The organism is Vibrio sp. Isolate34 (assembly GCF_022397915.1).
Classification (GTDB): Bacteria; Pseudomonadota; Gammaproteobacteria; order Enterobacterales; family Vibrionaceae; genus Vibrio.
Window position 1 is genome coordinate 183,798 of sequence record NZ_JAKEUO010000002.1, and the last position, 22,771, is coordinate 206,568.

Consider the following 22,771-nt stretch of genomic DNA (forward strand, 5'->3'; position numbering starts at 1 on the left):
AATATCAGCCTATTTGGGATCTCAAAAGCGTTCAATGTCAGTTACATTGATGAAAAGCGTCTCAACAACGAATTTCACGTTAAGATCGAACAAATTTACCGCATATTCCTTACTGTCCGGCTTGCCTTTTTTATAGGCAGGACGTGGATCTTGACCAAGTACTTCTTTGATCACTTGAATGATATGACGCGCTTGCGGGTGTTGTGCCAGTTTCGCTTGGGCTTGCTGTGAAAAGTTCACGTCTAGCACTTCAGGTTCATCGGCGGCAAAGCCTCCAAGTGCATCCGGAATTGAGTCCGAGTAGGGGATATAAGGTTTGATGTCGATGATCGGCGTGCCGTCGACGAGATCGACACTGCCCAAATCCAACCAAGTTTGCCCCTTCTCTTGAGAGACACCTTTGAGCTCAACCGCTGACATACCTATTCCATTCGGCCTAAAAGTGGCACGTGATGCGAACACACCAATGCGTTCATTTCCGCCAAGTCGAGGTGGTCTTACTGTGGGTTTCCAGCCGGCTTCAAGGTTCTTGTCGAATAGAAACAACAGCCACACATGGCTAAATTGCTCTATGTTACGAACAGATTCAAGGCAGTTTGCCGCATCAACCAGCCTGACTCTTGAGATGGATGTTGGTACCAATCTAGGTTGCCTTGGTACTGCGAACTTCTCTTTATAAGGAGACTCTATAAAGCCAATAGGTTCAATGGAGTACATGAGTAGACGCTCTCTAATTACGATCTATGGCGGGAAAATATCATAAATTTGCTTGTTTTTCTTTTGATAATAATTATCACTTGAAATGTTATAACATAGCAAATTGATTATTTAGGGAAAGACAATGAAACCGAATATCCACCCGGACTACCGCACAGTGGTGTTCCATGACACCAGCGTTGATGAGTGCTTTTTAATCGGCTCTACGCTGAAAACAGACCGCACTATCGAATGGGAAGATGGCAATACTTATCCTTATTTCACTATTGAAGTGTCGTCAAAGTCGCACCCTTTCTATACCGGTAAACAGAGAGTGCTACATAAAGAGGGACGTGTTGCAAACTTCACTCGTCGTTTTGGTCAATTAGGTAAGGGAGCGAAATAAATGAAAGTCGTGAAATCACTGAAAAGTGCAAAGAGCCGTCACCCAGATTGTCAGATAGTAAAGCGCCGAGGCCGCCACTATGTTATCTGCAAAACCAATCCGAGATTCAAAGCGGTTCAGAAATAAGCCGCCAATTTGATGTGACACGTGTGTAAAAAACGAGGGGAAAGTCAAACTTCATTCATTTGCCTGCTTTTCTTTTCCCTCAAGAGGAACCGGATTAAAGATAGAGTGCTTATTTAGCGTACGATGCATTTTATTTTAAAGTGAATCAATAGGTTATACCGTTAGATATGTATGTAGTGAATGTGTGGTTGTGAATTATAAATCTAGGTTTTGTATTTAATATAGATTTATTTGCTAATTAATTGTTCAAATAGAGTTAAAAATCGTCGTTTGTTACACATTTTGTAACATTTTGAATTTCTAATTGATAATTTTGTCGCGTACCCTTCGCTGGCAATTTGAACATTTTTGTCACAATTGCATAGGAATCACTACAAGGAGGGAACTGATGAGTTCATCAGCTTCAATAAAAAACAACTCGCCAAAGAAACCTATTTTTACCCGTTTTCTCGATGGTGTTGAGTATTTGGGGAATCTATTGCCCCACCCGATCACTCTTTTCGCAATCTTCTGTGTCGCTATTCTAGTTACTTCAGGTATCGCTGGATATTTTGAAGTCTCTGTTATGGACCCTCGTCCAGAAGGTGCTCCTGGTCGTGCTGCTGACGGCATGATCTACGTTGTAAGCTTACTTAATGCTGAAGGCTTACAGCTTATCGTAACTAATTTAGTTAAAAACTTTGTTGGCTTTGCGCCATTAGGTACCGTGCTTGTTGCAATGCTAGGTGTAGCGATTGCCGAACACTCAGGTCTATTATCTGCGGCGATGCGTGGCATGGTAATGGGCGCATCTAAGCGCATGGTTACTGTAACCGTAGTTTTTGCCGGTATTATTTCGAACACGGCTTCTGAGCTTGGTTATGTGGTACTTATCCCGCTTGCAGCGATGCTTTTCCACTCATTGGGTCGTCACCCATTAGCGGGTCTAGCGGCAGCATTTGCTGGTGTATCTGGTGGTTACTCTGCAAACCTTCTAATCGGTACGGTTGATCCACTGCTTTCTGGTATTACAGAAACAGCAGCACAGATGATCGACCCGACTTACAGCGTTGGCCCTGAATCAAACTGGTACTTCATGTTTGTTTCTACTTTCTTCATTGCGATTACAGGTGCATTTGTAACTGAGAAGATTGTTGAACCAAAACTGGGTAAATACAACGACGAAGAAGCGTCTGAAGATTTATCAAATGATTCAATGGGCAAGCTAACAGACGTTGAGAAGAAAGGCCTTAAGCTTGCGGGTATCGCAGTATTAGCGGTTTCTGCACTTCTTGCATGGACGATTGTTCCCGCTGATGGCGTTCTACGTTCAGCAGCAGGTACGGTTTCAGGTTCTCCATTCCTGAAAAGTATCGTAGCGTTCATCTTCGTATTCTTCGCAGTTCCTGGTTTTGTTTACGGTAAAGTTACTGGCACAATGAAAACAGACCGTGACGTTATCAATGCAATGTCTAAGTCTATGTCTTCAATGGGCATGTACATCGTACTCGTGTTCTTCGCTGCTCAGTTTGTTGCTTTCTTCAAGTGGACTAACTTCGGCCAAGTATTCGCAGTTGCAGGTGCTACATTCCTACAGGATATCGGCCTAACGGGTCCAATGTTGTTCTTCGCATTCATCCTAATGTGTGGCTTCATTAACCTGATGATCGGTTCGGCTTCTGCTCAGTGGGCTGTAACGGCACCTATCTTCGTTCCAATGCTAATGCTAGTAGGCTACGCACCAGAAACTATTCAAGCGGCTTACCGTATCGGTGACTCAACAACGAACATCATTACTCCAATGATGAGCTACTTCGGTCTTATCCTTGCTGTAGCAACGCGTTACATGAAGAACCTAGGTATCGGTACTCTGATTGCAACTATGCTTCCATATTCAATCGTATTCTTGGTTGGTTGGAGCTTAATGTTCTACGTTTGGGTATTCGTATTTGGCCTACCAGTAGGTCCGGGCGCTGCAACGTACTACACGCCTTAGTGGTTGAGTAGGGGAGCCCCTTCTAATCGACAATAAAAAACCTGCATTGATTGCAGGTTTTTTTGTTCTTGTCATGAAGAGATAGAACTAAGTTAATTTAGAATTAGATTGTTAGCGTTTTGCTAACAGGCGATCGAGGTGGTTGGCGAACTCACGACGGTCGGTTTGAGAAAGGGTACTTGGTCCGCCAGTTTGGATGCCACTTGAACGCATGGTTTCCATAAAATCACGAATGTTGAGACGCGCTTTAATGGTCTCTTTGGTGTAAAGCTCACCGCGCGAGCTCAGTGCCAGAGCGCCTTTGGTGATCACTTCGTCAGCCAGAGGGATGTCTGAAGTAATGACAAGGTCGCCTTTCTCTGTTCGTTTTACTATTTCGTTGTCGGCGATATCGAAGCCGCTTGGTACTTGAATCGAGTGGATGTTCACTCGTTTTGGTACAGGAACAACGTGGTTTGCGATAAAGGTGCATTCAACACCGGTTCGCTCAGCTGCGCGTACGATGGTTTCTCGGATAACCTTTGGACAAGCGTCCGCATCAACCCATATCTTCATAGTGTTCTATTTCTCAGTTAGCTTATTGTTCAGTTAACTTAGCTTCAAGCGTGGCAACACGAGCGGTAAGTTCTAGGATTTGCTTTTCCAGTTGGCTAACACGGTCTAGTGCTGGCTCTTCCTGTGTGGCGACTTCAACTTTAGGTACGCGATTCGCACTTTTCCAGCTCTTGATGGTGGTGATTAAAGCAGGCATTGGAACCGATGTACTCATGCGAGCTTTTACTAACGCAACGGTCGGCTCTTTACCTTGTGCTTGCAGTCCTTCAAGCACCGATTTCAACTCTTCAGAAACATCTTTTGTCAGCATGTTGACCTCCATTTTTAGTCTTTGGTCATTTTACTCGCTCCGGTGGATGATAGCGAATCATAAAACATCCCATGGCGTGTGAGAGATCTCTTACAAAGGTTGTGAGATAACACGAATACTTGTCTAGAGAGATTGATATGCATATGGTTAAGGTGTTGAATTTTAATTGTTTTATATAATTAACAACTCGATTGGATTCAAAGTGTGATGCAAATCTATTGTCCGAAATCCTAAATCGCGTAAATTAAACCTTGTCGGAAGGATTCTGACACGGAACAGGAAAGCACCAAGGATTTGGTTATCTTCAGGATGAAGATTTGGTTACTTAGGATTGAGTGATCAAGCATGGAGCGTAAGGACATTGTTGGGATACAGTCAGTTAACAGGAAGTTAGCTGCAACGGAATGACAATGGACACCTTTAGGATTAAAGGGTTGGATTAGCATCAGGACGATGTAAAGGACACCGCTCACGGAACAAGTGATGTGCGCTAACTAGGATTGTTAGCTTTCAGGATGATTGGACACCGCTAGGACGGCGAAGTAAAGGAAAGAGCTGAAGGATTACAGCCACTATTATGGATGATGCATGGAGCATTAATTAGTAGCCGGACTGCTGCGAGTAAGACCCTAGCCCTGACACTTCGGTGTCGGGGCTTTTCTTTTTCTGAAGTTTTCTCTGTCTAGGGGGCTCTGTTTAATCGAGAGCTTTTCATCTAAGAGCGCGACATCTGCTTTTCTGCTAATGGTCAACACAAGGAGTGTTTTATGACGATAGCAACCTCAAGAACGCTGTTGGTACCTTATACTGAACAGCTAGAACTCGACTTTATCAAGTTAAACTGCTGCCCCATTAATCGTGCTGAAATGAACGGGCCGCACTCTGTTGCCTCTGCGAAGCACCTTTTTCAAGAAATACTGCAAGACAACGTCGGCTTTTGCCGTGCGATCATCCATAACCAAACTCGTGAATATCTGGGACATGTCTTTATTTCATCTGAAAAAGGCAGGCATGAACTTGGCTTTATTTTGGATAAAGAACACTGGAATAAAGGCCTTGCGAGTGAAATACTAAAACCTTTCTTTAGCTTGGTGTGTTTTGAAGAGCACCTAACGAATGTCGTCGCAACCGTCAATGTCGGTCATAACCCATCCATTAAGTTATTAGAAAAGCTCGGTTTTGCATTTGAAGAGACCAAACAAGATCAGTTTGGCCCTTATCATGAATATCGCTATACCGCGTATTGTGACGTTACATTCTATGAGGCTGTAGCTCAAACCGCATAGAGCGGAAGCCAACCATGGTCAGCTTGCCTTGGTACAGGTCATCACCTAACGCTGAAAACTCAAATTGGTACACAGTATGCCAGCGCCAAATCGTTGTTAACTCATGGCGCATCTTAAGTTTATGACCACTGAAAGCGACACTCAACAACTGTAAGTCTAGTTCTTTACACTTTCTCGCAATGGCAGCCTTCGCAAGCTCTGATTGCCTGCGCTGCTGCCAAAATAAAAAGCAAAAGAAGCACAGAAATAAAATAGCCAATAAGTTATCTATCATTTAATCCATACTTCCTTTTTTATCTCTTCATTCCAATTGTGATAGTTGCGCATTTTGATGAGCTACAGAGTGACTCTCTTTGTGAGCCTATTTTGCTTATTTTGCTTATTTTGCTTTGGCCGCTTGCTGCAGTTCGACCAGTGCGTTGGCAAGTTCTGGTGATGGATTTGAGTTCAGTAGCGGTAAAAATACCATTCTCAGAGTTGGAATCATCACTAAATCTGCAAATAATTGATTGAACAAGTTTTGGTTACCTGTTTGTGCGAGACGCAGCAAGAATTGCTCAGCAATCGCTGGATCTTGCAGTGCGTGCCAGCTACGACCAGCTAAACCAATTAATACCTCTTGGTGACTTAAGCGTGGGCTCGCCAGAACTTGGTTAATTACGGCATTCGTTGTGCTTTGCTCAGCACCAGAAAGGGCACGAACTAACGCAGACAGCAAGAACAGATCCGGTTCTTGGCTGTTAATTTCATTTTCAGCCATCTCTTGTAAGCGTTGAGCCAGTTTGTCATTGATTTGCGTGTGCTCAAGCGCCCCTAGTGTTGCGTATAGAGGTTCTGATGGCAGTTTGTTCAATGCTTTACGAATCGCGACACCGTTTTGTTGGCTGCCTAGGCGAGCACACATATCGGTGATGCCTTGAAGACCAACCGTTTTCCAGTTGTCCCAGCCTAGATCGCCAGTGAAGTAGTGTTGAGCGTGTTCGTAGTATTGGCTCGTCGCCAGGTCTAAACCTGCTCTTACTTGGCTATGGAACACGGCCATCTTGTCTTCTGAAGGCTTAAACGTGTATGGGTTATTAGACAGCTTTTGTTGTTGCTCTTCGCTGATCTCGCCGTTTAGACGTGTGCCCATCGCTTCGATAACAAACTTAAGGAAGTTGCCTACATCGCCTTGATGCAATAGGCCTCTTTCGTCCAGCTTGAACTTTAGGAACCAAATCCAAGGCTGCTTGTGTTCGTTCCAGTAACTAATGGCTAAGTGAGCTTGTTTCTGAAGTGGAAATGGGTACGGCTGTTTCCCTTGCTCAACATCAGAGAATAAGGTGTTGTCGATCTTCTGAATGCGACGACCTAGGTCGTAGATATCGTATTGGCAACCGCTATTCTTTAGTAACTGAGTGAGCGTGTGAATCGTTTCCATAGTAATAAAGCTCCTAACTTTCTTTCCTAAATAGATGGTACTCTATGCCCCAATTTCAAGGTCACTAGATAAATAACTTGGTGAAAAATGACAGCAGCCACAAAGTTACCTCTTTTACTTCAACAATTAGAACAACAAATGCGCCAATGTTCGCTGTGGAGTGATGTTCCACCTTCAAACGAAGCTCTGGCCAGTGTTGAACCTTTCGCGATTGATTCGTTACAACCTGAAGAGTGGTTGCAGTGGATATTCATTGTTAAGATCAACGCAATGATGGATGCACAAATGAGCCTACCAAAGGGTTTCGCGATTCATCCTTATTTTGGTGAAGTATGGAAAAATGAGGCGGACAAGGCCGAACTGCTAGTGACGATTCAGAGCATTGATGAGGTATGCGCGTAATGTTAGAGATCATTTATCAAGATGAGTATTTTGTCGCAGTGAATAAGCCTGCGGGTATGCTAGTGCATCGCTCATGGTTGGATAAACACGAGACTCAATTTGTGATGCAAACACTGCGTGACCAAATTGGTCAGCACGTATTTCCTCTGCACCGTTTAGACCGCCCAACGTCTGGCGTATTAGTGTTTGCTCTGTCGAGTGAGGTTGCTTCTGAGGTGATGCCAATGTTCGCTAACCATGAGATGCAAAAGACTTATCATGCAATTGTTCGTGGTTGGATAGAAGAGGGCGATACGCTCGATTACGCACTGAAGGTTGAATTGGATAAGATCGCAGATAAGTTCGCGAAAGAAGACAAAGAAGCGCAAGAAGCAGTGACAGTTTATGAACCGCTAGCAAAAGTCGAAGTGCCATATTCAACAGGGCGTTTTCCGACTAGCCGTTATTGCTTGGTTGAGATGATGCCAAAGACAGGTCGTAAACATCAGCTGCGTCGTCACATGGCTCACCTAAGACACCCAATTATTGGCGATACCTCACATGGTGACGGTAAACACAATCGACTGTTTCGTGATGATCTAGATTCGTACCGTTTGTTGCTGCATGCGTCTGAATTACGCTTCATTCATCCTTTCACTAAAGAAGAGTTGGTCATGAAGGCCAATCTCGATGAAACGTGGTTAAGGTTGTTTGAAACCTTTGAGTGGGACACCAATTTAATCAATGCTAAAGCGTGTTCGTCTAAGTAAAAGCACAGGCATCTAAGTAAGCATAGAAAGTAAAGTAAAACAAAGGGCTGATAGTGATATCAGCCCTTTTTAATGTCTGTGTGATCTGAGCGTAACAATTAATCGTGGTTGTTAATTGTCTGTTCTCGCGATTATTTCAGCTTTTCTAGATCGGCTTCGATTTCAGAGATCTTACTCGATACCACTTTCTCTAGGTGGCGCAAGTCAGTAAGGATCTTCTGCTTCACATCCATCTCAGTGGTTGGTGTCGGTTTGGTGATCTTGTTCAGCTCATCAATCACAAGAGTGAGGTTGCGGTTTATCTCTGTCACTTCTTTGTATTGATTGTTGCCACCGCTAACAAGCACATTTTTTACTTGTCGTGGGTACTTAAACTTAACGCTTTTCGCGAACAGTTCGCCTTTCTGCTTACGAAAGTAAATCTTCAGAATATCTTTGTGCGCTTCTTGGCGAAGGGAGTAACGTTCAATCTGTTTAGGTTCGTGGATACCTAAGCCAGTGAGGTTTGGATACATAAGCGACCTCTAGTTTATGAATGTAATACTTTTATGTAATTGACTTAATCAATGTAGCAGCCTAAAGACGAGCTAGATAGTTGATATCTGAGAATTGATTGTAAGTTGTGGGCAAGATCGCTCTCTATCTTTACCCACATTTATTCGATGGTTAGATTCTCTTTTTAAGGCGTGAGTTCAGAAACATGTTCCGTTAACCGTTCCCTTAGCGCTTGCTCTTGTTCTTCAGAAAGCCTTCCTCCCGCTTCACTGGTCAGAATGAACAAATCTTCTGCTCGTTCTCCAATCGTGGTGATTTTTGCACCGTGCAAATTGATGTCTAATTCCGCAAAAGTCGCACCCACTTGAGCCAATAATCCAGGTGTGTCTAAAGCTCTTAGTTCCATCAAGGTGTGCTTTTTACTCTTGGTCGGCAAGAACTCAACCCGAGTCTTCACCTTGAAATGCTGCAAGTTGCGTGGTGTACGACGTGTCTTGATCTTCGTCGGACGACCATCTGCCAGAACATGAGTCAGATGCTTAGCGACGGCTTTGTGTCTTGATTCATCAATCGCTTCACCATGTTGATCGAGTACGACGAAGGTATCCAAAACATGACCATCTTTGCTGACCATTACTTGTGCGTCGTGCACGTTAAAGTTACGTCTATCGAGTTCAGCAACCACGGTAGCAAAAAGAGCTGCTTGATCTTTACAGTAAACAAACACTTCCGTCCCACCACGCGTCGCTTTCTTACTTATTAGTACTAGTGGTTGGCTTGGGTCTTTTAGGCGAAGTAAGTGCTCACAGTGCCATGCTATTTGGTTGTGTGTATGACGTAAGAAGTAATCGGCTTTGAAACGTTGCCACAACACTTCAATTTCACGAGCGGTGAAGCCCTCTTTACGTAGTAGAGCTGACGCCATTTGTTGATTGTGGCGAATACGGTCTCTGACATCGACCGGGTTCTCTAAACCACGGCGCAGTGCACGCTGAGTTGAATGAAATAATTCTGCTAACAGAGTGCGTTTCCAGCTGTTCCATAGATCTGGGTTGGTTGCACAAATGTCGGCGACGGTTAGGCACACCAATAGCTCTAATGATTCTTCATCGCGCACTTTTTTAGCGAACTCAGAAATCACGTCAGGATCTTGGATATCACGACGCTGAGCGGTCACTGACATCAACAGATGGTTTTGTACTAACCAAGCTACTAGTTTGGCTTCTGGTTTCGACAATCCATGTTCAATGCAGAAAGAGTATGCCTCGATCGCGCCGATTTCTGAGTGGTCTCCACCACGGCCCTTACCGATGTCGTGGAAGATAGCCGCAAGAATTAGCAACTCTTTCTTCTGCACGCGAGGATACACTTCGCAGCAGATAGGATGCTTGTCATGGTTCTCAATTTGATTGAAACGATTGATGTGCTTGAGCAGGCGAATACTGTGTTCATCCACGGTGTAAGCATGGAACAAATCAAATTGCATTTGACCAACAATTTGGCTCCACTGTGGTAAGTAAGCGGACAGCACGCCCAGTTTATGCATCAAACTAAAAGCTTTGTGCAGGGCGTTCGGGTGACGAACCAAGGCCATGAACTTCTCTCGAGCCTCAGGAATCGTATGCAGGAATCGGTTCAATCGACGACGTGCCGTGCGCAGTTGTCGCAATGTTGGTGGACTGACCCCCTCGATGGACGAGTCGTTTGCGATATGGATAAACATATTGAGAATAGTTTCTGGTCTCGCTTGGAATAGAGCTGGCTTGCGTGCTTCGATCAGTGAGCCACGGCGCTGGAAGTCATTGTCGAGAATTTCGGCGTCGTGCGTTTGACCACCGTTAATGATCGCTTGATCGAACAACTTAAGCAGCATCTTGTTGAGTTCAGCGACACGACGAAGCGTGCGGTAGAACTCTTTCATCATCATCTCAACGCCACGGTTGCCTTCGCCTGTATAACCTAAATGTTCAGCGACTTGGGCTTGATGAGCAAACGTCAGGCGGTTGTCGTAGCGACGCAATTCAATATGCAGCGCAAAACGAACGCGCCATAAGAAATCTTGGCACTCAACTAACTCACGATATTCCGCATCAGTCAGAAAGCCGTACTTACTCATTTCCAGCAAAGATGTGGCACCGAAGTGTCGACGCGCAACCCAGCTCAGGGTATGGATGTCTCTGAGTCCACCCGGGGTCGATTTGATGTCGGGTTCAAGATTGTAAGTGGTGTCGTGGTAGCGAGCGTGACGCTCTCTTTGTTCTTGAATCTTAGCCTTATAGAAAGTCTCACTTGGCCAAAATGAATCAGAGTGAATCTTCAGCTTCAGTTCTTGGAAGGTGTCTTCACTGCCGCACAATAAGCGCGACTCTTGCAGGTTAGTTGCAACGGTTAAATCATCAATGCCGATATCAAGACACTCAGCAATGGTTCGTACCGCGTGGCCGACTTCGAGTCTTAAATCCCAGAGTAGGGTGATGAACTGGCTGACTTTTTCGCCGAGTGCTGGTGGCAATGTTTTTTGCGAGACGATAAGGATATCAATGTCAGACAAGGGGTGGAGCTCACCACGGCCATAACCGCCCACTGCGACGAGTGAGATATGAGGCAGTTTGTTGAATCCGAAATGCTCCCATAGTCGATTGAGTAGAAAGTCCATGTATTCGGAACGTAGCAACACTAAGTCGGTAACTGGATGATGATTCAGGAATTCATTTTTTTGATACTGCGTGAAGATCTCGAGCTGATTTTTTAATTCGCAGATTTCAATTTGTTCGTCATTGAACGTAAGAGGGCATTGATAAGGCATAGGGTCTGCTATCCGTGCAAGCAAATGAGAATAGTAAACAATTTAACAGAAGCTGATGGAAAATCGAAATTGAGTGGGTAAAAAAATATCCTCGACAAAGCGAGGATATTTTTAAAAGGCGGATGCGTTCAGTTCGGTGAACTAAGCGTTTTTCATGATACGTGGAATCGTATCATCGCTGCGCAGTGTTAGTACTTCACAACCTGTATCTGTTACAACCAGTGTGTGTTCCCACTGTGCCGAGTTTTTGCTGTCTGCGGTGTATACTGTCCAGCTATCTTGGTCATCAAGACGGCAGCCAAACTTACCAGCATTGATCATTGGCTCGATAGTGAAACACATGCCTGCTTTTAGCACAGTGCGGTCGTTGTTTTTGTAGTGAACCACTTGTGGATCTTCATGGAACTCAGAACCGATGCCGTGACCACAGTAATCTTTAACAATAGAGAACTTCGCACGTGGGTTGTTCTTGTTGTTGGTCTTGATGTACTTCTCGATAGCCGTACCGATTTGACCAAGTTGAACACCTGGCTTCACTTGGCGCATGCCTTCGTAAAGTGCTTCTTGAGCAACCATGCACAGACGTTTGTTAGCCGGTGATACTTCACCCACTAGGAACATCTTAGAGGTGTCACCGTGGTATCCTTGTGGACGAGTGCTTAGGTCTGCGTTTTCGTCATCAGGAATGATTACTGTGATATCAACGTTCAGGATGTCGCCATCTTTTAGTACCGCAGGTTTGAATTGACCAGTGCTGCCAGTCTCATCTTGTGATGCCGGAATACCGTGACACACGATGTGGTTGATAGACGTACAGATAGACTTAGGGAAACCGTGGTAATCAAGTGGTGCTGAGTATGCGCCTCTTTCTAGAGCGTACTCATGACAGATTTGGTTTAACTCTTCTGTCGTCGTACCTTCTTGGATGTGAGGTTCGATCATCTCTAGAATTTCAGCAGCCAGTTTGCCGGCTACGCGCATTTTTTCAATTTCTTCAGCAGTTTTAATTTTTACAGCCATTGCATATCTCTTAATTTGGTAGCACCTAAGTGTGCATATTGGGGCTATTCTATCAGTGCAGCAATTTAGCGCAACATTCCCATATCCGTACAATGCTGGTGGATACTACTCAACTTGAGTGAATAATGTTTGGTTTGTTGATACCGAAGCGATTGGAAAGGGACACTATTTATAGAGGAAATTCGCCTTTAGAGATCAGTATAGCAGTCGCCATTTTTAGATTTTTTTCTAGCCATAGATAGACAAAATATGGTATAAAGCGCGCCGGACATCAGGACTGTTTTCTCCAATTGGCGAAACTGACTTTGTGTCTACTAACTTATATCTTTAAATCACACACATTCCGACACATGTTCCGGGGTGCCTCAACAACACGAATAACGGCTGAAAAGTGGTTAGTTGTTAGGGGTCGGATTCATGGGGGATGTGGAGGCCTAACCCCATAGAGGATTTTAAAATGGCAACTGTATCAATGCGCGATATGCTTAAAGCTGGTGTTCACTTCGGTCACCAAACTCGTTACTGGAACCCAAAAATGAAGCCATTCATCTTTGGTGCTCGTAACAAAGTACATATCATCAACCTAGAAAAAACTGTACCAATGTTCAACGACGCTCTAGCTGAAATCGCTAAAGTTGGCGAGAAGAAAGGTAAAGTTCTTTTTGTTGGTACTAAGCGCGCTGCATCTGAAGCTGTTAAAGAAGCTGCTATCAACAGCAACCAGTTCTACGTTAACAACCGCTGGTTAGGCGGTATGCTAACGAACTACAAAACTGTTCGTCAGTCTATCAAGCGTTTGAAAGAACTTGAAGCGCAAGCTCAAGACGGTACTTTCGACAAGCTTACTAAGAAAGAAGCTCTAATGCGTACTCGCGAAATGGAGAAGCTAGAGAAATCTCTTGGTGGTATCAAGAACATGGGCGGCCTACCAGACGCTCTATTCGTAATCGACGCTGATCACGAACACATCGCAGTTAAAGAAGCAAACAACCTAGGTATCCCAGTTTACGCTGTAGTTGATACTAACTCTAACCCAGACGGCGTTGACTTCGTTATCCCAGGTAACGACGATGCAATCCGTGCAGTACAGCTTTACCTAAACGCTGCTGCAGACGCGGTTAAAGAAGGTCGTAACAAAGATGTTGCTGCTGTAGCTGCTGAAAAAGATGGTTTTGTAGAAGCTGAATAATAGCGGCTCTGAATCACGCTTGGCTTAGCTAATTTAGATTTTGAAATCTTTATTAAATGTAAGCTAAGTTATAGTTAGATCGGGGGCCTCATTTTGGCCCCTGATTTTTACCTTATTTTCGAATCAACCGAGGAATAGAGAATGGCAACTGTAACTGCTGCTCTAGTTAAAGAACTTCGCGAGCGCACTGGCGCTGGCATGATGGAATGTAAGAAAGCGCTTGTAGAAGCAAACGCTGACATCGAACTAGCAATTGAAAACATGCGTAAATCTGGCGCAGCGAAAGCAGCTAAGAAAGCTGGTAACGTTGCTGCTGAAGGCGCAATCATCATCAAAGAAGAGAACGGCGTAGCTGCTCTTCTTGAAGTTAACTGTCAAACTGACTTCGTAGCAAAAGATGCTAACTTCACTGCATTCGCAGAAGAAGTTGCAGCGGCAGCAGTAGCTTCTCAAGCAACTGTTGAAGAGCTACAAGCACAGTTCGAAGAAACTCGCGTTGCTCTAGTTGCAAAAATCGGCGAAAACATCAACATCCGTCGCGTACAATACGTTTCAGGTGTTGCACTAGCTTCTTACCGTCACGGCGAGAAAATCGGTGTTGTTGTTGCTGGTGAAGGCGAAGCTGAAACTCTTAAGCACGTTGCAATGCACGTTGCTGCATCACGTCCTGAGTTCCTAAACCCAGAAGACGTACCTGCAGACGTAGTTGCTAAAGAGAAAGCAGTTCAAGTTGAAATCGCTATGAACGAAGGCAAACCAGCTGAAATCGCAGAGAAAATGGTTGTTGGCCGTATGAAGAAATTCACGGGCGAAATCTCTCTAACTGGTCAAGCTTTCATCATGGAGCCTAAGCAAACTGTTGGCGCTATCCTTAAAGAGAAAGGCGCTTCAGTATCTAACTTCGTACGTCTAGAAGTTGGTGAAGGCATCGAGAAAGCTGCTGAAATGAGCTTCGCTGACGAAGTTGCAGCGGTACAAAAAGGTTAATCCTTAGCGTATTGTTTGAAAAAAGACCGTGGCCATTGCTGCGGTCTTTTTATGAATAGTGAATTATTTTTTGCTCGTAACGTTAGCTGTTATGAATGCGAACTGACATGTTCAGTTTTTATCCATGACTGTTAATCATCAACTCTTTGGAAGGTAAACTCCATGACTACGAACCCTAAACCAGCGTATCAACGTATTCTGTTAAAACTTAGCGGTGAAGCACTACAAGGCGAAGAAGGTTTTGGTATTGACCCGACGATCCTTGATCGTATGGCTCAAGAAGTAAAAGAATTGGTTGAACTAGGTGTTCAAGTAGGTGTTGTTATCGGTGGCGGTAACCTTTTCCGTGGTGCAGGTCTTGCAGAAGCTGGCATGAACCGCGTTGTTGGTGACCACATGGGTATGCTTGCAACGGTAATGAACGGCCTTGCAATGCGTGACGCTCTACACCGTGCTTACGTAAACGCACGTGTAATGTCAGCAATCCCTCTTAAAGGTGTGTGTGACGACTACAACTGGGCAGATGCAATCAGCCAACTACGTCAAGGTCGCGTTGTGATCTTCTCTGCTGGTACTGGTAACCCATTCTTCACTACGGATTCTGCTGCATGTCTACGTGGTATCGAAATCGAAGCTGACGTAGTTCTAAAAGCGACAAAGGTAGATGGTGTATTTACTTCTGACCCTGTAGCAAACCCAGACGCAGAGCTGTATGATACGTTGTCTTACAACACGGTTCTTGATAAAGAACTTAAAGTAATGGACTTGGCTGCATTTACGCTAGCACGTGATCACAAAATGCCAATCCGCGTATTTAACATGAATAAGCCAGGCGCACTACGTCGCGTGGTTATGGGTGAAACTGAAGGTACATTAATCAGCGACGCTGACTAATTTTTCGGGCTTACTGAAGGTTATATTTCGGTAAGCTTATCCTTATCACTCCAAATAAAAAGCTTTCTTGAAGAAAGAACATAATCAAGGTGAAATTGTGATTAACGAAATCAAAAAAGACGCTCAAGAGCGCATGGTAAAAAGTGTTGATGCACTAAAAAACAGCCTGCAAAAGATTCGTACAGGTCGTGCACACCCAAGCCTACTTTCTGGTCTGACTGTTGAGTACTACGGTGCTCCAACGCCTTTGACTCAAGTAGCTAACGTTATCGCTGAAGATGCACGTACATTAGCTATCACAGTGTTTGATAAAACACTGACTCCTCTAGTAGAAAAAGCAATCCTAACATCTGACCTAGGCCTAAACCCTATGTCTGCTGGTACGGTTATCCGTGTTCCACTTCCACCGCTAACGGAAGAGCGTCGTAAAGACCTAGTTAAAATCGTTCGTGGCGAAGCGGAAGGTGGTCGTGTTGCTATCCGTAACATCCGCCGTGACGCAAATGGCGATCTAAAAGCGCTTCTTAAAGATAAAGAAATCTCTGAAGACGAAGATCGTAAAGCACAAGACGAAATTCAAAAGCTAACTGACGCTGCGGTTAAGAACGTAGACGAAGTTCTAGCAACTAAAGAAAAAGAGTTGATGGAAGTTTAATTTTCCCTATTCTTTTCTTTCCGGAAAAACGCTGTACTCACGGTGCAGCGTTTTTTTATGCTACTCTGTTCGACTATTAGAATTTGATTCACTCTTTTATGCATAATTCTCAAGCGTTCACAGACTCTCTTCCTAAACACATTGCTATCATTATGGATGGTAATGGTCGCTGGGCAAAAGCTCAGGGCAAGCCTCGCGTCTTTGGTCATAAAAACGGTGTTCAAGCCGTTCGTAAAACCATCTCTTCTGCAGCCAGACTTGGCATCAAAGCAGTCACTCTTTTTGCATTTAGTAGCGAAAACTGGCGCCGTCCTGAAGAAGAAGTCGGTATCTTGATGGAACTGTTTATTTCAGTGCTATCGAGTGAAGTAAAAAAGCTTCATAAAAATAATCTACAACTTCGTGTTATTGGTGATAAAAGTCGTTTCAATGATCGACTACAAAAGAAGATAGAAGAAGCGGAAGCTTTGACTAGCACCAATACCGGTATGGTTATTAATATTGCAGCTAACTACGGCGGTAAGTGGGATATCCAGCAAGCAATGATCTCTATTGCTCAACAGGTAAAGTCTGGCGATATTAATGTAGATGACATTGATGAAGCTATGATTACACAGCACCTGACGATGGCAGATATTCCTGAAGTTGATCTACTTATCCGCACCAGTGGCGAATGCCGCATTAGTAATTTTATGCTTTGGCAGTTGGCTTACGCCGAAATGTATTTCACTGAACAATTCTGGCCAGACTTTAATGAAGACAGCTTAGTAGAAGCTGTGACTTGGTTTGTTAACCGTGAGCGTCGTTTTGGATGCACCGGTGAGCAAATTAAAGCTCTGATGGACAGTTAATAAGGATTTTTTGGTTTGAAACAACGAATTATTACGGCGTTGATTTTGGCTCCCCTAGTTATTCTAGGAATTTTCGAGTTATCACTTCCCACGTTTATTCTTTCATTAGCGGTTATTTCGCTATTGGGATACTGGGAGTGGACTCAATTTGTTGAAAGCAAATCGCGTTATCTAGCGTTGATTCCTACGGTTGTGGTAAGTGCTGTAAGTTTTGCTTTTATCCCTTTTGATGCATTTAGTCTCAATAATTTATCGAGTGCTCACTACGCCATTCTAACGATTGGTTCGATTTGGTGGGTAATCGCGAGTGGCATGGCTGTGACTTATCCTAAGTCTATGCCAGCATGGAAAGATTCCTCTCTTCTTCGTCACGCCTTTGGTGTGCTGACTCTGCTACCATTCTTCTGGAGTGTGGTTATCCTGCGTGCTAATGGTATTGATGTAGACCCGTACCACGGCGCGAAATTGGTGATGTTTGTTTGCTTACTCGTGTGGGCTGCAGACAGCGGTGCTTATTTTGCAGGAAAGAGCTTTGGTAAGCGTAAAATGGCGCCAGCAGTAAGCCCTAACAAGACCATTGAAGGTCTGATTGGTGGCATTATTACTGCTGTGATCGTGGCTTGGATCTTCGCTGATTTATTTGATATCCAATTCACAAGCCCGCTTCACATGATTGTTATTACCCTTGTGACCGTCGTTATCTCTGTTCTTGGTGACCTTGTTGAAAGCATGTTTAAGCGTGTTTCTGGGGTCAAAGACAGCAGTAATCTGATTCCTGGTCATGGTGGTATACTTGATAGAATAGATAGCTTAACGGCTGCATTCCCTGTCTTTGCTCTGCTTTATTTAGCATTCTAATTAAAAGGGCAGTGATTCTGCCCTTTATTACATTTCTACGGTCATATGTGATGCGAAATCTAACTATCCTTGGCGCTACCGGCTCAATTGGTGCAAGTACCCTAAAAGTCGTTGAGCAAAACCCAGATCTCTATTCGGTTGTAGCACTGGCTGCCGGCTCGAATGCTGAAAAGATGCTGGCGTTAGTTGAAAAGTGGCAACCAAGCTATGTTGCTATGGCTTGCCCTGATGCAGCATCTCAGCTGACTGACATGTTGTCTGCGGATTACCCAAGCATTAAAGTCCTTTCAGGCACTGAAGGCATGTGTCAGGTTGCTTCTTTAGAAGACGTGGATACAGTAATGGCTGCGATTGTCGGTGCAGCAGGTCTGCTTCCTACGATGTCTGCGGTTAAAGCGGGCAAGCGTATCTTGCTTGCAAACAAAGAAGCTTTGGTGATGTCTGGGCAGTTGTTTATCGACGCCGTGGAAAAATACGGTGCAGAGCTGCTTCCTGTCGATAGCGAGCATAATGCTATTTTCCAATGCCTTCCGCAGAATGTACAAACTAACCTAGGCCGCTGTAACCTTGAAGAAAACGGCATTAACCATATTCTTCTGACGGGTTCTGGTGGTCCTTTCCGTTATACCGATGTGGCTGAACTCGAATCAGTGACTCCTGAACGCGCAATTGCACACCCTAACTGGTCTATGGGTCCTAAGATCTCTGTCGATTCTGCGACTATGATGAATAAAGGGCTAGAGTACATTGAAGCGAAATGGCTATTTAATGCTTCTCAGGAACAGCTAAAGGTCATCATCCACCCTCAATCTGTGATTCATTCTATGGTCCAGTACAAGGATGGCTCTGTGCTTGCTCAAATGGGCGAACCAGATATGGCAACGCCAATTGCTTTGACGATGTCTTACCCTAATCGCACCGAAGCGGGGGTTAAGCCTTTAGATTTTACGAAAGTGGGCGAGCTTACCTTCTTAGAACCAGATTTCAGTCGTTACCCGTGTTTGAGATTAGCGATTGAAGCGTGCTACTTAGGTCAACATGCGACAACAGCCATTAATGCAGCAAACGAGATTGCGGTCGGTGCTTTCTTGAACAATCAAGTGAAGTTTACCGATATTGCTGTCATTAACGAACACGTTATGAGCAAAGTATGTGAACAACATAACTCTGAGGGCTTAGATAGCTTGGAAAGCCTTCTCGAGCTCGATAATATGTCTCGTCAAATAGCCATTCAATTTATTAAAGAGCAGCTAGCATGAGTGGAATTTTGTGGAACTTCGCATCTTTTATCGTAGCGCTTGGCATTCTGGTCGCTGTTCATGAGTTTGGACACTTCTGGGTCGCTCGTCGTTGTGGTGTGAAAGTTGAAAAATTCTCGATTGGTTTTGGTAAATCAATCTGGAGTAAAGTGGGTCGTGATGGTACTGAATACAGCTTGTCAGTGATTCCACTGGGCGGCTACGTTAAGATGCTCGATGGCCGTGTTGACGATCTTTCTGAAGATGAACAGCAATACGCTTTCGACAAGAAGCCGTTGTGGAAACGAACGGCGATTGTGGGTGCAGGTCCGGCATTCAACTTTATCTTTGCAGTGTTCGCGTATTGGCTAGTATTTTTGATTGGCGTACCTGCGGTTAAGCCCGTGATTGGTGAAGTCACTCCGCAATCTATTGCTGCACAAGCCGGAATTGAAACAGGAATGGAACTTAAATCTATTTCAGGAATCAAAACCGCAGATTGGGAATCAGTCAATATGGGTTTGATATCACACATTGGTGATCAATCCATGACAGTGACGGTTGCTTCTCAAGACGACATCGGTTTTGAGCAACAAATGACATTGGATATTTCAGACTGGTCGTTCAACCCAGAAACTGAGTCTGCAATGACAACGCTGGGCTTTAGACCGTATTCTCCAGAGATATCGACCGTACTGGCTCAAATCATTGATGATGGCGCTGCATACGATGCAGGTCTTGAAGCTGGCGATAAAATTGTTGAGATTAACGGGCAACCTATTGAACAGTGGCAGTCGGTTGTTGAGTTAATTCGTGCAAATCCAATGACATCATTGGACTTGGTCGTATTGCGAAATGGTGCTGAGCAGTCATTGGTTATGACACCAAAAAGTCGAGAGCTTTCTGATGGTTCGACAATCGGCTATGCAGGTATTGCTCCGGAAGTCGCAGAATGGCCAGAAGATTATCGCTTTGAGTTACAATTTGGTGTAATTGAATCTGTAGGAAAAGCATTTGATAAAACAGGTCAAATCATTGGTTTGACACTGACAATGCTTAAGAAGCTCATCGTTGGTGATGTTGGCTTAAACAACTTGAGTGGCCCTATTTCAATCGCTAAAGGTGCAGGTACAACCGCCGATTATGGTCTGGTTTACTTCTTGGGCTTTTTGGCTCTGATTAGTGTTAACTTAGGCATTATTAATTTGGTTCCGCTGCCTATGCTTGATGGCGGACATTTGCTGTTTTTCGCTATTGAGGCCGTTACTCGTAAACCGGTACCTGAGAAAGTTCAGGAAATGGGATACCGAGTGGGAGGGGCAATCCTCTTCTCATTGATGGCTCTGGCAATATTTAACGATTTTACTCGTCTGTGAATGGTTTCTCACAGGCATTGGTAGTAGCAAGGAATAATTAGAATAAGTATGGCGATTAAGCAAATTCTGTTCGCAAGTCTATTGGCCACTAGTGTGGCTGCGAACGGAGCACAAAACTTTGTAGTTCAAGATATCAAGATCGAAGGTTTACAGCGTGTTGCACTTGGTGCAGCTCTACTGAAAATGCCAGTACGTATTGGCGATGAAGTGGATGAAAGCGATGTGTCTGAGATCATTCGTGCATTGTATGCTTCGGGCAACTTTGAGGACGTTAAAGTACTTCGTGATGAAGGTGTATTGATTGTTCAAGTTCAAGAACGACCGACCATCGCAAGCATCTCATTCTCTGGTAACAAAGCGATTAAAGAAGAACAGCTTCAGCAGAACCTAGATGCGTCTGGTGTTCGTGAAGGTGAAGCTCTTGACCGCACAACCCTGAGTAACATTGAGAAAGGTCTTGAAGACTTTTACTACAGTGTTGGTAAATACAACGCGACAGTAAAAGCGGTTGTGACGCCTTTGCCGCGTAACCGTTCTGACCTTAAGTTTGTGTTTACTGAAGGCGTATCCGCTAAGATTCAGCAAATCAACTTTATCGGTAACGAAGTCTTCTCTGATGCTGACCTGCTTAGCCGTTTTAACCTCAACGTAGACGTTGCGTGGTGGAACTTCCTTGCGGATGAAAAATACCAGAAGCAAGTTTTAGCGGGTGATATTGAAGCACTGAAATCGTACTACCTTGACCGTGGTTACCTTAAGTTTAAGGTGGACTCAACTCAGGTTGCGATCTCTCCAGATAAGAAAGGTGTTTATATCACGCTGGGCCTAGATGAAGGCGAAGCTTACACTGTTAAAGATGTGTCGTTCCGTGGTGAGCTGATTGGTCGTGAGGCTGATTTTGATGCTCTAGTGCCATTTGAAGATGGTGATACGTACAACGGCTCTTCTGTGACTTCACTTGAAGAAGGCGTAAAACGTATTCTTGGTGAGTCTGGCTATGCTTACCCACAAGTTCGTACTATTCCAGAATTCAACGACGAGACGAAAGAAGTTTCGCTCGTTATCAATGTAGAAGCGGGCAGCCGTATCTACGTTCGTGATATTCGTTTCACAGGTAACAACTCGACAAAAGATGAAGTGTTACGTCGTGAAATGCGTCAAATGGAAGGCAGCTGGCTTAACTCTAAATCCATTGATACGGGTAAGAGCCGTCTTAACCGTTTAGGTTTCTTCGAGACTGTGGACGTACAAACGGTACGTGTTCCTGGCAGTGAAGACCAAGTGGATCTGGTTTACAACGTTAAAGAAGCGAACTCGGGCAGCATTAACTTTGGTGTCGGCTACGGTACTGAATCGGGTGTGAGCTTCCAAGTTGGTCTACAACAAGACAACTTTGCAGGTTCTGGTAACCGTGTTGGTGTAAGTGCCATGATGAACGATTACCAAAAGAACGTGAGCTTAGACTACCGCGACCCATACTGGAACCTTGATGGTGTGAGTTTAGGCGGTAAGATCTTCTACAACGAATTTGAAGCATCTGAAGCGGGTATCGTCGACTATACCAACCAAAGTTATGGTACGAGCTTAACATGGGGTTTCCCTATGGATGAGCTGAACCGTATCGAGTTTGGTGTGGGTTACACACACAACAAGATCGGTAACGTACCGACTTATATCCAAGTTGAACAGTTCGCGAGAAGTATCGACCAATACGGTGACGAGCACATCTTAACCGATGACTTCGATATCAATATTTCATGGACGCGTAACAATTTGAACCGTGGTTTCTTCCCAACCGAGGGTAACCACCAACGTGCTTTCGCTAAAATGACGGTACCAGGCTCTGATGCTCAGTACTTCAAAATGCAGTACGATGTAAAACATTACATCCCGCTGACCAAAAAGCATGAGTTCACACTATTGATGCGTGGCCGATTAGGCTATGGTAATGGTTATGGTCAAACGGATGGTAACGATAACTTGTTCCCATTCTACGAGAACTACTATGCGGGTGGTTTTACAACCCTACGTGGTTTTGGCTCTAACTCGGCAGGTCCGAAAGCCGTTTACGGAAGCAGCACGGGTAACAACCCAACCTACGATACCGCTACGGATGATTCAGTAGGTGGTAACGCGGTTGCTTTGGCAAGTTTAGAGTTAATCGTACCTACGCCGTTTGCTTCTGATGAAGCACGCAGCCAAATTCGTACCAGTGTCTTCTTCGATATGGCAAGTGTATGGGATACCGAGTTCGTAGACCGTGGCGCACCTAATAGTGGCGGCCAGTACTACTACGATTACTCTGATCCAACGAATTACCGTTCATCTTATGGTGCAGCCCTTCAATGGATGTCACCGATGGGCCCACTGGTTTTCTCTCTAGCGAAACCAATTAAAATTTACGAAGGTGATGATGAGGAATTCTTCACATTCACCATTGGTAGAACTTTCTAATATTTAAAGGACAATATTTTGAA

At 44.4% G+C, this 22,771-nt stretch carries 23 protein-coding genes; 15 read left to right on the forward strand and 8 right to left on the reverse strand.

All coding sequences use genetic code 11. The annotated features are described in order from the left end of the window. Positions 1-21: 21 nt before the first annotated feature. Entirely contained in the window at positions 22-717 is a 696-nt protein-coding gene (gene tsaA / locus L1D22_RS03445) for a tRNA (N6-threonylcarbamoyladenosine(37)-N6)-methyltransferase TrmO (RefSeq protein WP_239828716.1), read from the reverse strand. Between the two features lie 124 nt (positions 718-841). Between tsaA and L1D22_RS03450 the strand changes: the two genes are divergently transcribed. The 3 genes from L1D22_RS03450 (at position 842) to L1D22_RS03460 (ending at position 3,203) form a co-directional block, all read left to right on the forward strand. Next, positions 842-1,102 (forward strand): type B 50S ribosomal protein L31, encoded by a 261-nt coding sequence (locus L1D22_RS03450; RefSeq protein ID WP_239828717.1) that lies wholly within the window; start codon positions 842-844, stop codon positions 1,100-1,102. Continuing rightward, the gene (gene ykgO, locus L1D22_RS03455; protein ID WP_004734365.1) at positions 1,103-1,228 is read left to right on the forward strand and encodes a type B 50S ribosomal protein L36; all 126 of its coding nucleotides are present in this window, start codon (positions 1,103-1,105) and stop codon (positions 1,226-1,228) included. A 388-nt stretch (positions 1,229-1,616) separates the two neighbouring features. After that, on the forward strand, positions 1,617-3,203 hold the full coding sequence (locus L1D22_RS03460) for an AbgT family transporter (protein ID WP_239828718.1): 1,587 nt from the start codon (positions 1,617-1,619) through the stop codon (positions 3,201-3,203). Positions 3,204-3,314: 111 nt separating this feature from the next. On the opposite strand, the gene L1D22_RS03465 is transcribed toward L1D22_RS03460, so the two are convergent. Both L1D22_RS03465 and L1D22_RS03470 read right to left on the reverse strand, forming a co-directional pair. Continuing rightward, positions 3,315-3,758 carry a YaiI/YqxD family protein gene (locus tag L1D22_RS03465; RefSeq protein WP_017630780.1) on the reverse strand — a complete coding sequence of 148 codons (444 nt, stop codon included), beginning with the start codon at positions 3,756-3,758 and terminating at the stop codon, positions 3,315-3,317. A 22-nt stretch (positions 3,759-3,780) separates the two neighbouring features. Then, entirely contained in the window at positions 3,781-4,068 is a 288-nt protein-coding gene (locus L1D22_RS03470) for a hypothetical protein (protein ID WP_017110392.1), read from the reverse strand. Positions 4,069-4,835: 767 nt separating this feature from the next. Between L1D22_RS03470 and L1D22_RS03475 the strand changes: the two genes are divergently transcribed. Then, positions 4,836-5,354, forward strand: a complete 519-nt coding sequence (locus L1D22_RS03475; RefSeq protein ID WP_239828719.1) for a GNAT family N-acetyltransferase — start codon at positions 4,836-4,838, stop codon at positions 5,352-5,354. Here the strand turns inward: L1D22_RS03475 and L1D22_RS03480 are convergent. Together L1D22_RS03480 and L1D22_RS03485 are read right to left on the reverse strand one after the other, a co-directional pair. After that, positions 5,320-5,628 (reverse strand): DUF3301 domain-containing protein, encoded by a 309-nt coding sequence (locus L1D22_RS03480; protein WP_019821602.1) that lies wholly within the window; start codon positions 5,626-5,628, stop codon positions 5,320-5,322. The two genes, L1D22_RS03475 and L1D22_RS03480, sit on opposite strands and share 35 nt — an antisense overlap. Before the next feature lie 105 nt (positions 5,629-5,733). Continuing rightward, on the reverse strand, positions 5,734-6,774 hold the full coding sequence (locus L1D22_RS03485; RefSeq protein WP_239828720.1) for a DUF3549 family protein: 1,041 nt from the start codon (positions 6,772-6,774) through the stop codon (positions 5,734-5,736). An 87-nt stretch (positions 6,775-6,861) separates the two neighbouring features. Here L1D22_RS03485 and L1D22_RS03490 point away from each other — a divergent pair, with 87 nt between their 5' ends. Both L1D22_RS03490 and truC read left to right on the forward strand, forming a co-directional pair. Next, positions 6,862-7,176: a YqcC family protein gene (locus tag L1D22_RS03490; RefSeq protein ID WP_239828721.1), complete on the forward strand. Its 315-nt coding sequence runs from the start codon at positions 6,862-6,864 to the stop codon at positions 7,174-7,176. Further along, positions 7,176-7,925, forward strand: coding sequence for a tRNA pseudouridine(65) synthase TruC (gene truC, locus L1D22_RS03495; protein WP_239828722.1), 750 nt, complete (start codon positions 7,176-7,178; stop codon positions 7,923-7,925). Before L1D22_RS03490 ends, truC begins: the two co-directional genes overlap by 1 nt. 131 nt (positions 7,926-8,056) lie before the next feature. Here truC and L1D22_RS03500 read toward each other — a convergent pair whose 3' ends face one another. The 3 genes from L1D22_RS03500 to map all read right to left on the reverse strand — a co-directional run bounded on the left by L1D22_RS03500 (position 8,057) and on the right by map (position 12,246). Continuing rightward, positions 8,057-8,440 carry a DUF3461 family protein gene (locus L1D22_RS03500; protein WP_239828723.1) on the reverse strand — a complete coding sequence of 128 codons (384 nt, stop codon included), beginning with the start codon at positions 8,438-8,440 and terminating at the stop codon, positions 8,057-8,059. 164 nt (positions 8,441-8,604) lie between these two features. Beyond that, complete coding sequence (gene glnD, locus L1D22_RS03505) at positions 8,605-11,226, reverse strand: bifunctional uridylyltransferase/uridylyl-removing protein GlnD (protein ID WP_239828724.1); 2,622 nt, start codon at positions 11,224-11,226, stop codon at positions 8,605-8,607. Between the two features lie 141 nt (positions 11,227-11,367). Beyond that, positions 11,368-12,246, reverse strand: a complete 879-nt coding sequence (gene map / locus L1D22_RS03510; RefSeq protein ID WP_239828725.1) for a type I methionyl aminopeptidase — start codon at positions 12,244-12,246, stop codon at positions 11,368-11,370. A gap of 457 nt (positions 12,247-12,703) precedes the next feature. Here map and rpsB point away from each other — a divergent pair, with 457 nt between their 5' ends. From rpsB to bamA, 9 genes are all read left to right on the forward strand, one after another. After that, positions 12,704-13,435 carry a 30S ribosomal protein S2 gene (gene rpsB / locus L1D22_RS03515; RefSeq protein ID WP_009847420.1) on the forward strand — a complete coding sequence of 244 codons (732 nt, stop codon included), beginning with the start codon at positions 12,704-12,706 and terminating at the stop codon, positions 13,433-13,435. Positions 13,436-13,576: 141 nt separating this feature from the next. Next, entirely contained in the window at positions 13,577-14,422 is an 846-nt protein-coding gene (gene tsf / locus L1D22_RS03520; protein ID WP_017630772.1) for a translation elongation factor Ts, read from the forward strand. 162 nt (positions 14,423-14,584) lie between these two features. Next, a complete protein-coding gene (gene pyrH, locus L1D22_RS03525) occupies positions 14,585-15,316 on the forward strand; it encodes a UMP kinase (RefSeq protein WP_017630771.1) in 732 nt (243 codons plus the stop codon). Positions 15,317-15,413: 97 nt separating this feature from the next. Continuing rightward, positions 15,414-15,971 (forward strand): ribosome recycling factor, encoded by a 558-nt coding sequence (gene frr, locus L1D22_RS03530; protein ID WP_026084234.1) that lies wholly within the window; start codon positions 15,414-15,416, stop codon positions 15,969-15,971. Between the two features lie 98 nt (positions 15,972-16,069). Beyond that, complete coding sequence (locus tag L1D22_RS03535; RefSeq protein ID WP_239828726.1) at positions 16,070-16,822, forward strand: isoprenyl transferase; 753 nt, start codon at positions 16,070-16,072, stop codon at positions 16,820-16,822. Positions 16,823-16,837: 15 nt separating this feature from the next. Further along, positions 16,838-17,680, forward strand: a complete 843-nt coding sequence (locus L1D22_RS03540) for a phosphatidate cytidylyltransferase (RefSeq protein ID WP_239828727.1) — start codon at positions 16,838-16,840, stop codon at positions 17,678-17,680. Between the two features lie 50 nt (positions 17,681-17,730). Next, positions 17,731-18,939, forward strand: coding sequence for a 1-deoxy-D-xylulose-5-phosphate reductoisomerase (gene ispC, locus L1D22_RS03545; RefSeq protein WP_239828728.1), 1,209 nt, complete (start codon positions 17,731-17,733; stop codon positions 18,937-18,939). Continuing rightward, positions 18,936-20,294 carry a sigma E protease regulator RseP gene (rseP, locus tag L1D22_RS03550; RefSeq protein ID WP_017066403.1) on the forward strand — a complete coding sequence of 453 codons (1,359 nt, stop codon included), beginning with the start codon at positions 18,936-18,938 and terminating at the stop codon, positions 20,292-20,294. The genes ispC and rseP overlap by 4 nt, the downstream gene beginning before the upstream one ends. Positions 20,295-20,342: 48 nt before the next feature. Next, the gene (bamA, locus tag L1D22_RS03555; protein ID WP_176680297.1) at positions 20,343-22,748 is read left to right on the forward strand and encodes an outer membrane protein assembly factor BamA; all 2,406 of its coding nucleotides are present in this window, start codon (positions 20,343-20,345) and stop codon (positions 22,746-22,748) included. Positions 22,749-22,771: the final 23 nt, after the last annotated feature.

Bases quoted from the DNA above. Each gene is read 5' to 3' on its own strand.
- tsaA (WP_239828716.1), bottom strand. From the start codon at position 717: ATGTACTCCATTGAACCTATTGGCTTTATAGAGTCTCCTTATAAAGAG.
- L1D22_RS03450 (WP_239828717.1), top strand. From the start codon at position 842: ATGAAACCGAATATCCACCCGGACTACCGCACAGTGGTGTTCCATGAC.
- ykgO (WP_004734365.1), top strand. From the start codon at position 1,103: ATGAAAGTCGTGAAATCACTGAAAAGTGCAAAGAGCCGTCACCCAGAT.
- L1D22_RS03460 (WP_239828718.1), top strand. From the start codon at position 1,617: ATGAGTTCATCAGCTTCAATAAAAAACAACTCGCCAAAGAAACCTATT.
- L1D22_RS03465 (WP_017630780.1), bottom strand. From the start codon at position 3,758: ATGAAGATATGGGTTGATGCGGACGCTTGTCCAAAGGTTATCCGAGAA.
- L1D22_RS03470 (WP_017110392.1), bottom strand. From the start codon at position 4,068: ATGCTGACAAAAGATGTTTCTGAAGAGTTGAAATCGGTGCTTGAAGGA.
- L1D22_RS03475 (WP_239828719.1), top strand. From the start codon at position 4,836: ATGACGATAGCAACCTCAAGAACGCTGTTGGTACCTTATACTGAACAG.
- L1D22_RS03480 (WP_019821602.1), bottom strand. From the start codon at position 5,628: ATGATAGATAACTTATTGGCTATTTTATTTCTGTGCTTCTTTTGCTTT.
- L1D22_RS03485 (WP_239828720.1), bottom strand. From the start codon at position 6,774: ATGGAAACGATTCACACGCTCACTCAGTTACTAAAGAATAGCGGTTGC.
- L1D22_RS03490 (WP_239828721.1), top strand. From the start codon at position 6,862: ATGACAGCAGCCACAAAGTTACCTCTTTTACTTCAACAATTAGAACAA.
- truC (WP_239828722.1), top strand. From the start codon at position 7,176: ATGTTAGAGATCATTTATCAAGATGAGTATTTTGTCGCAGTGAATAAG.
- L1D22_RS03500 (WP_239828723.1), bottom strand. From the start codon at position 8,440: ATGTATCCAAACCTCACTGGCTTAGGTATCCACGAACCTAAACAGATT.
- glnD (WP_239828724.1), bottom strand. From the start codon at position 11,226: ATGCCTTATCAATGCCCTCTTACGTTCAATGACGAACAAATTGAAATC.
- map (WP_239828725.1), bottom strand. From the start codon at position 12,246: ATGGCTGTAAAAATTAAAACTGCTGAAGAAATTGAAAAAATGCGCGTA.
- rpsB (WP_009847420.1), top strand. From the start codon at position 12,704: ATGGCAACTGTATCAATGCGCGATATGCTTAAAGCTGGTGTTCACTTC.
- tsf (WP_017630772.1), top strand. From the start codon at position 13,577: ATGGCAACTGTAACTGCTGCTCTAGTTAAAGAACTTCGCGAGCGCACT.
- pyrH (WP_017630771.1), top strand. From the start codon at position 14,585: ATGACTACGAACCCTAAACCAGCGTATCAACGTATTCTGTTAAAACTT.
- L1D22_RS03535 (WP_239828726.1), top strand. From the start codon at position 16,070: ATGCATAATTCTCAAGCGTTCACAGACTCTCTTCCTAAACACATTGCT.
- ispC (WP_239828728.1), top strand. From the start codon at position 17,731: ATGCGAAATCTAACTATCCTTGGCGCTACCGGCTCAATTGGTGCAAGT.
- rseP (WP_017066403.1), top strand. From the start codon at position 18,936: ATGAGTGGAATTTTGTGGAACTTCGCATCTTTTATCGTAGCGCTTGGC.
- bamA (WP_176680297.1), top strand. From the start codon at position 20,343: ATGGCGATTAAGCAAATTCTGTTCGCAAGTCTATTGGCCACTAGTGTG.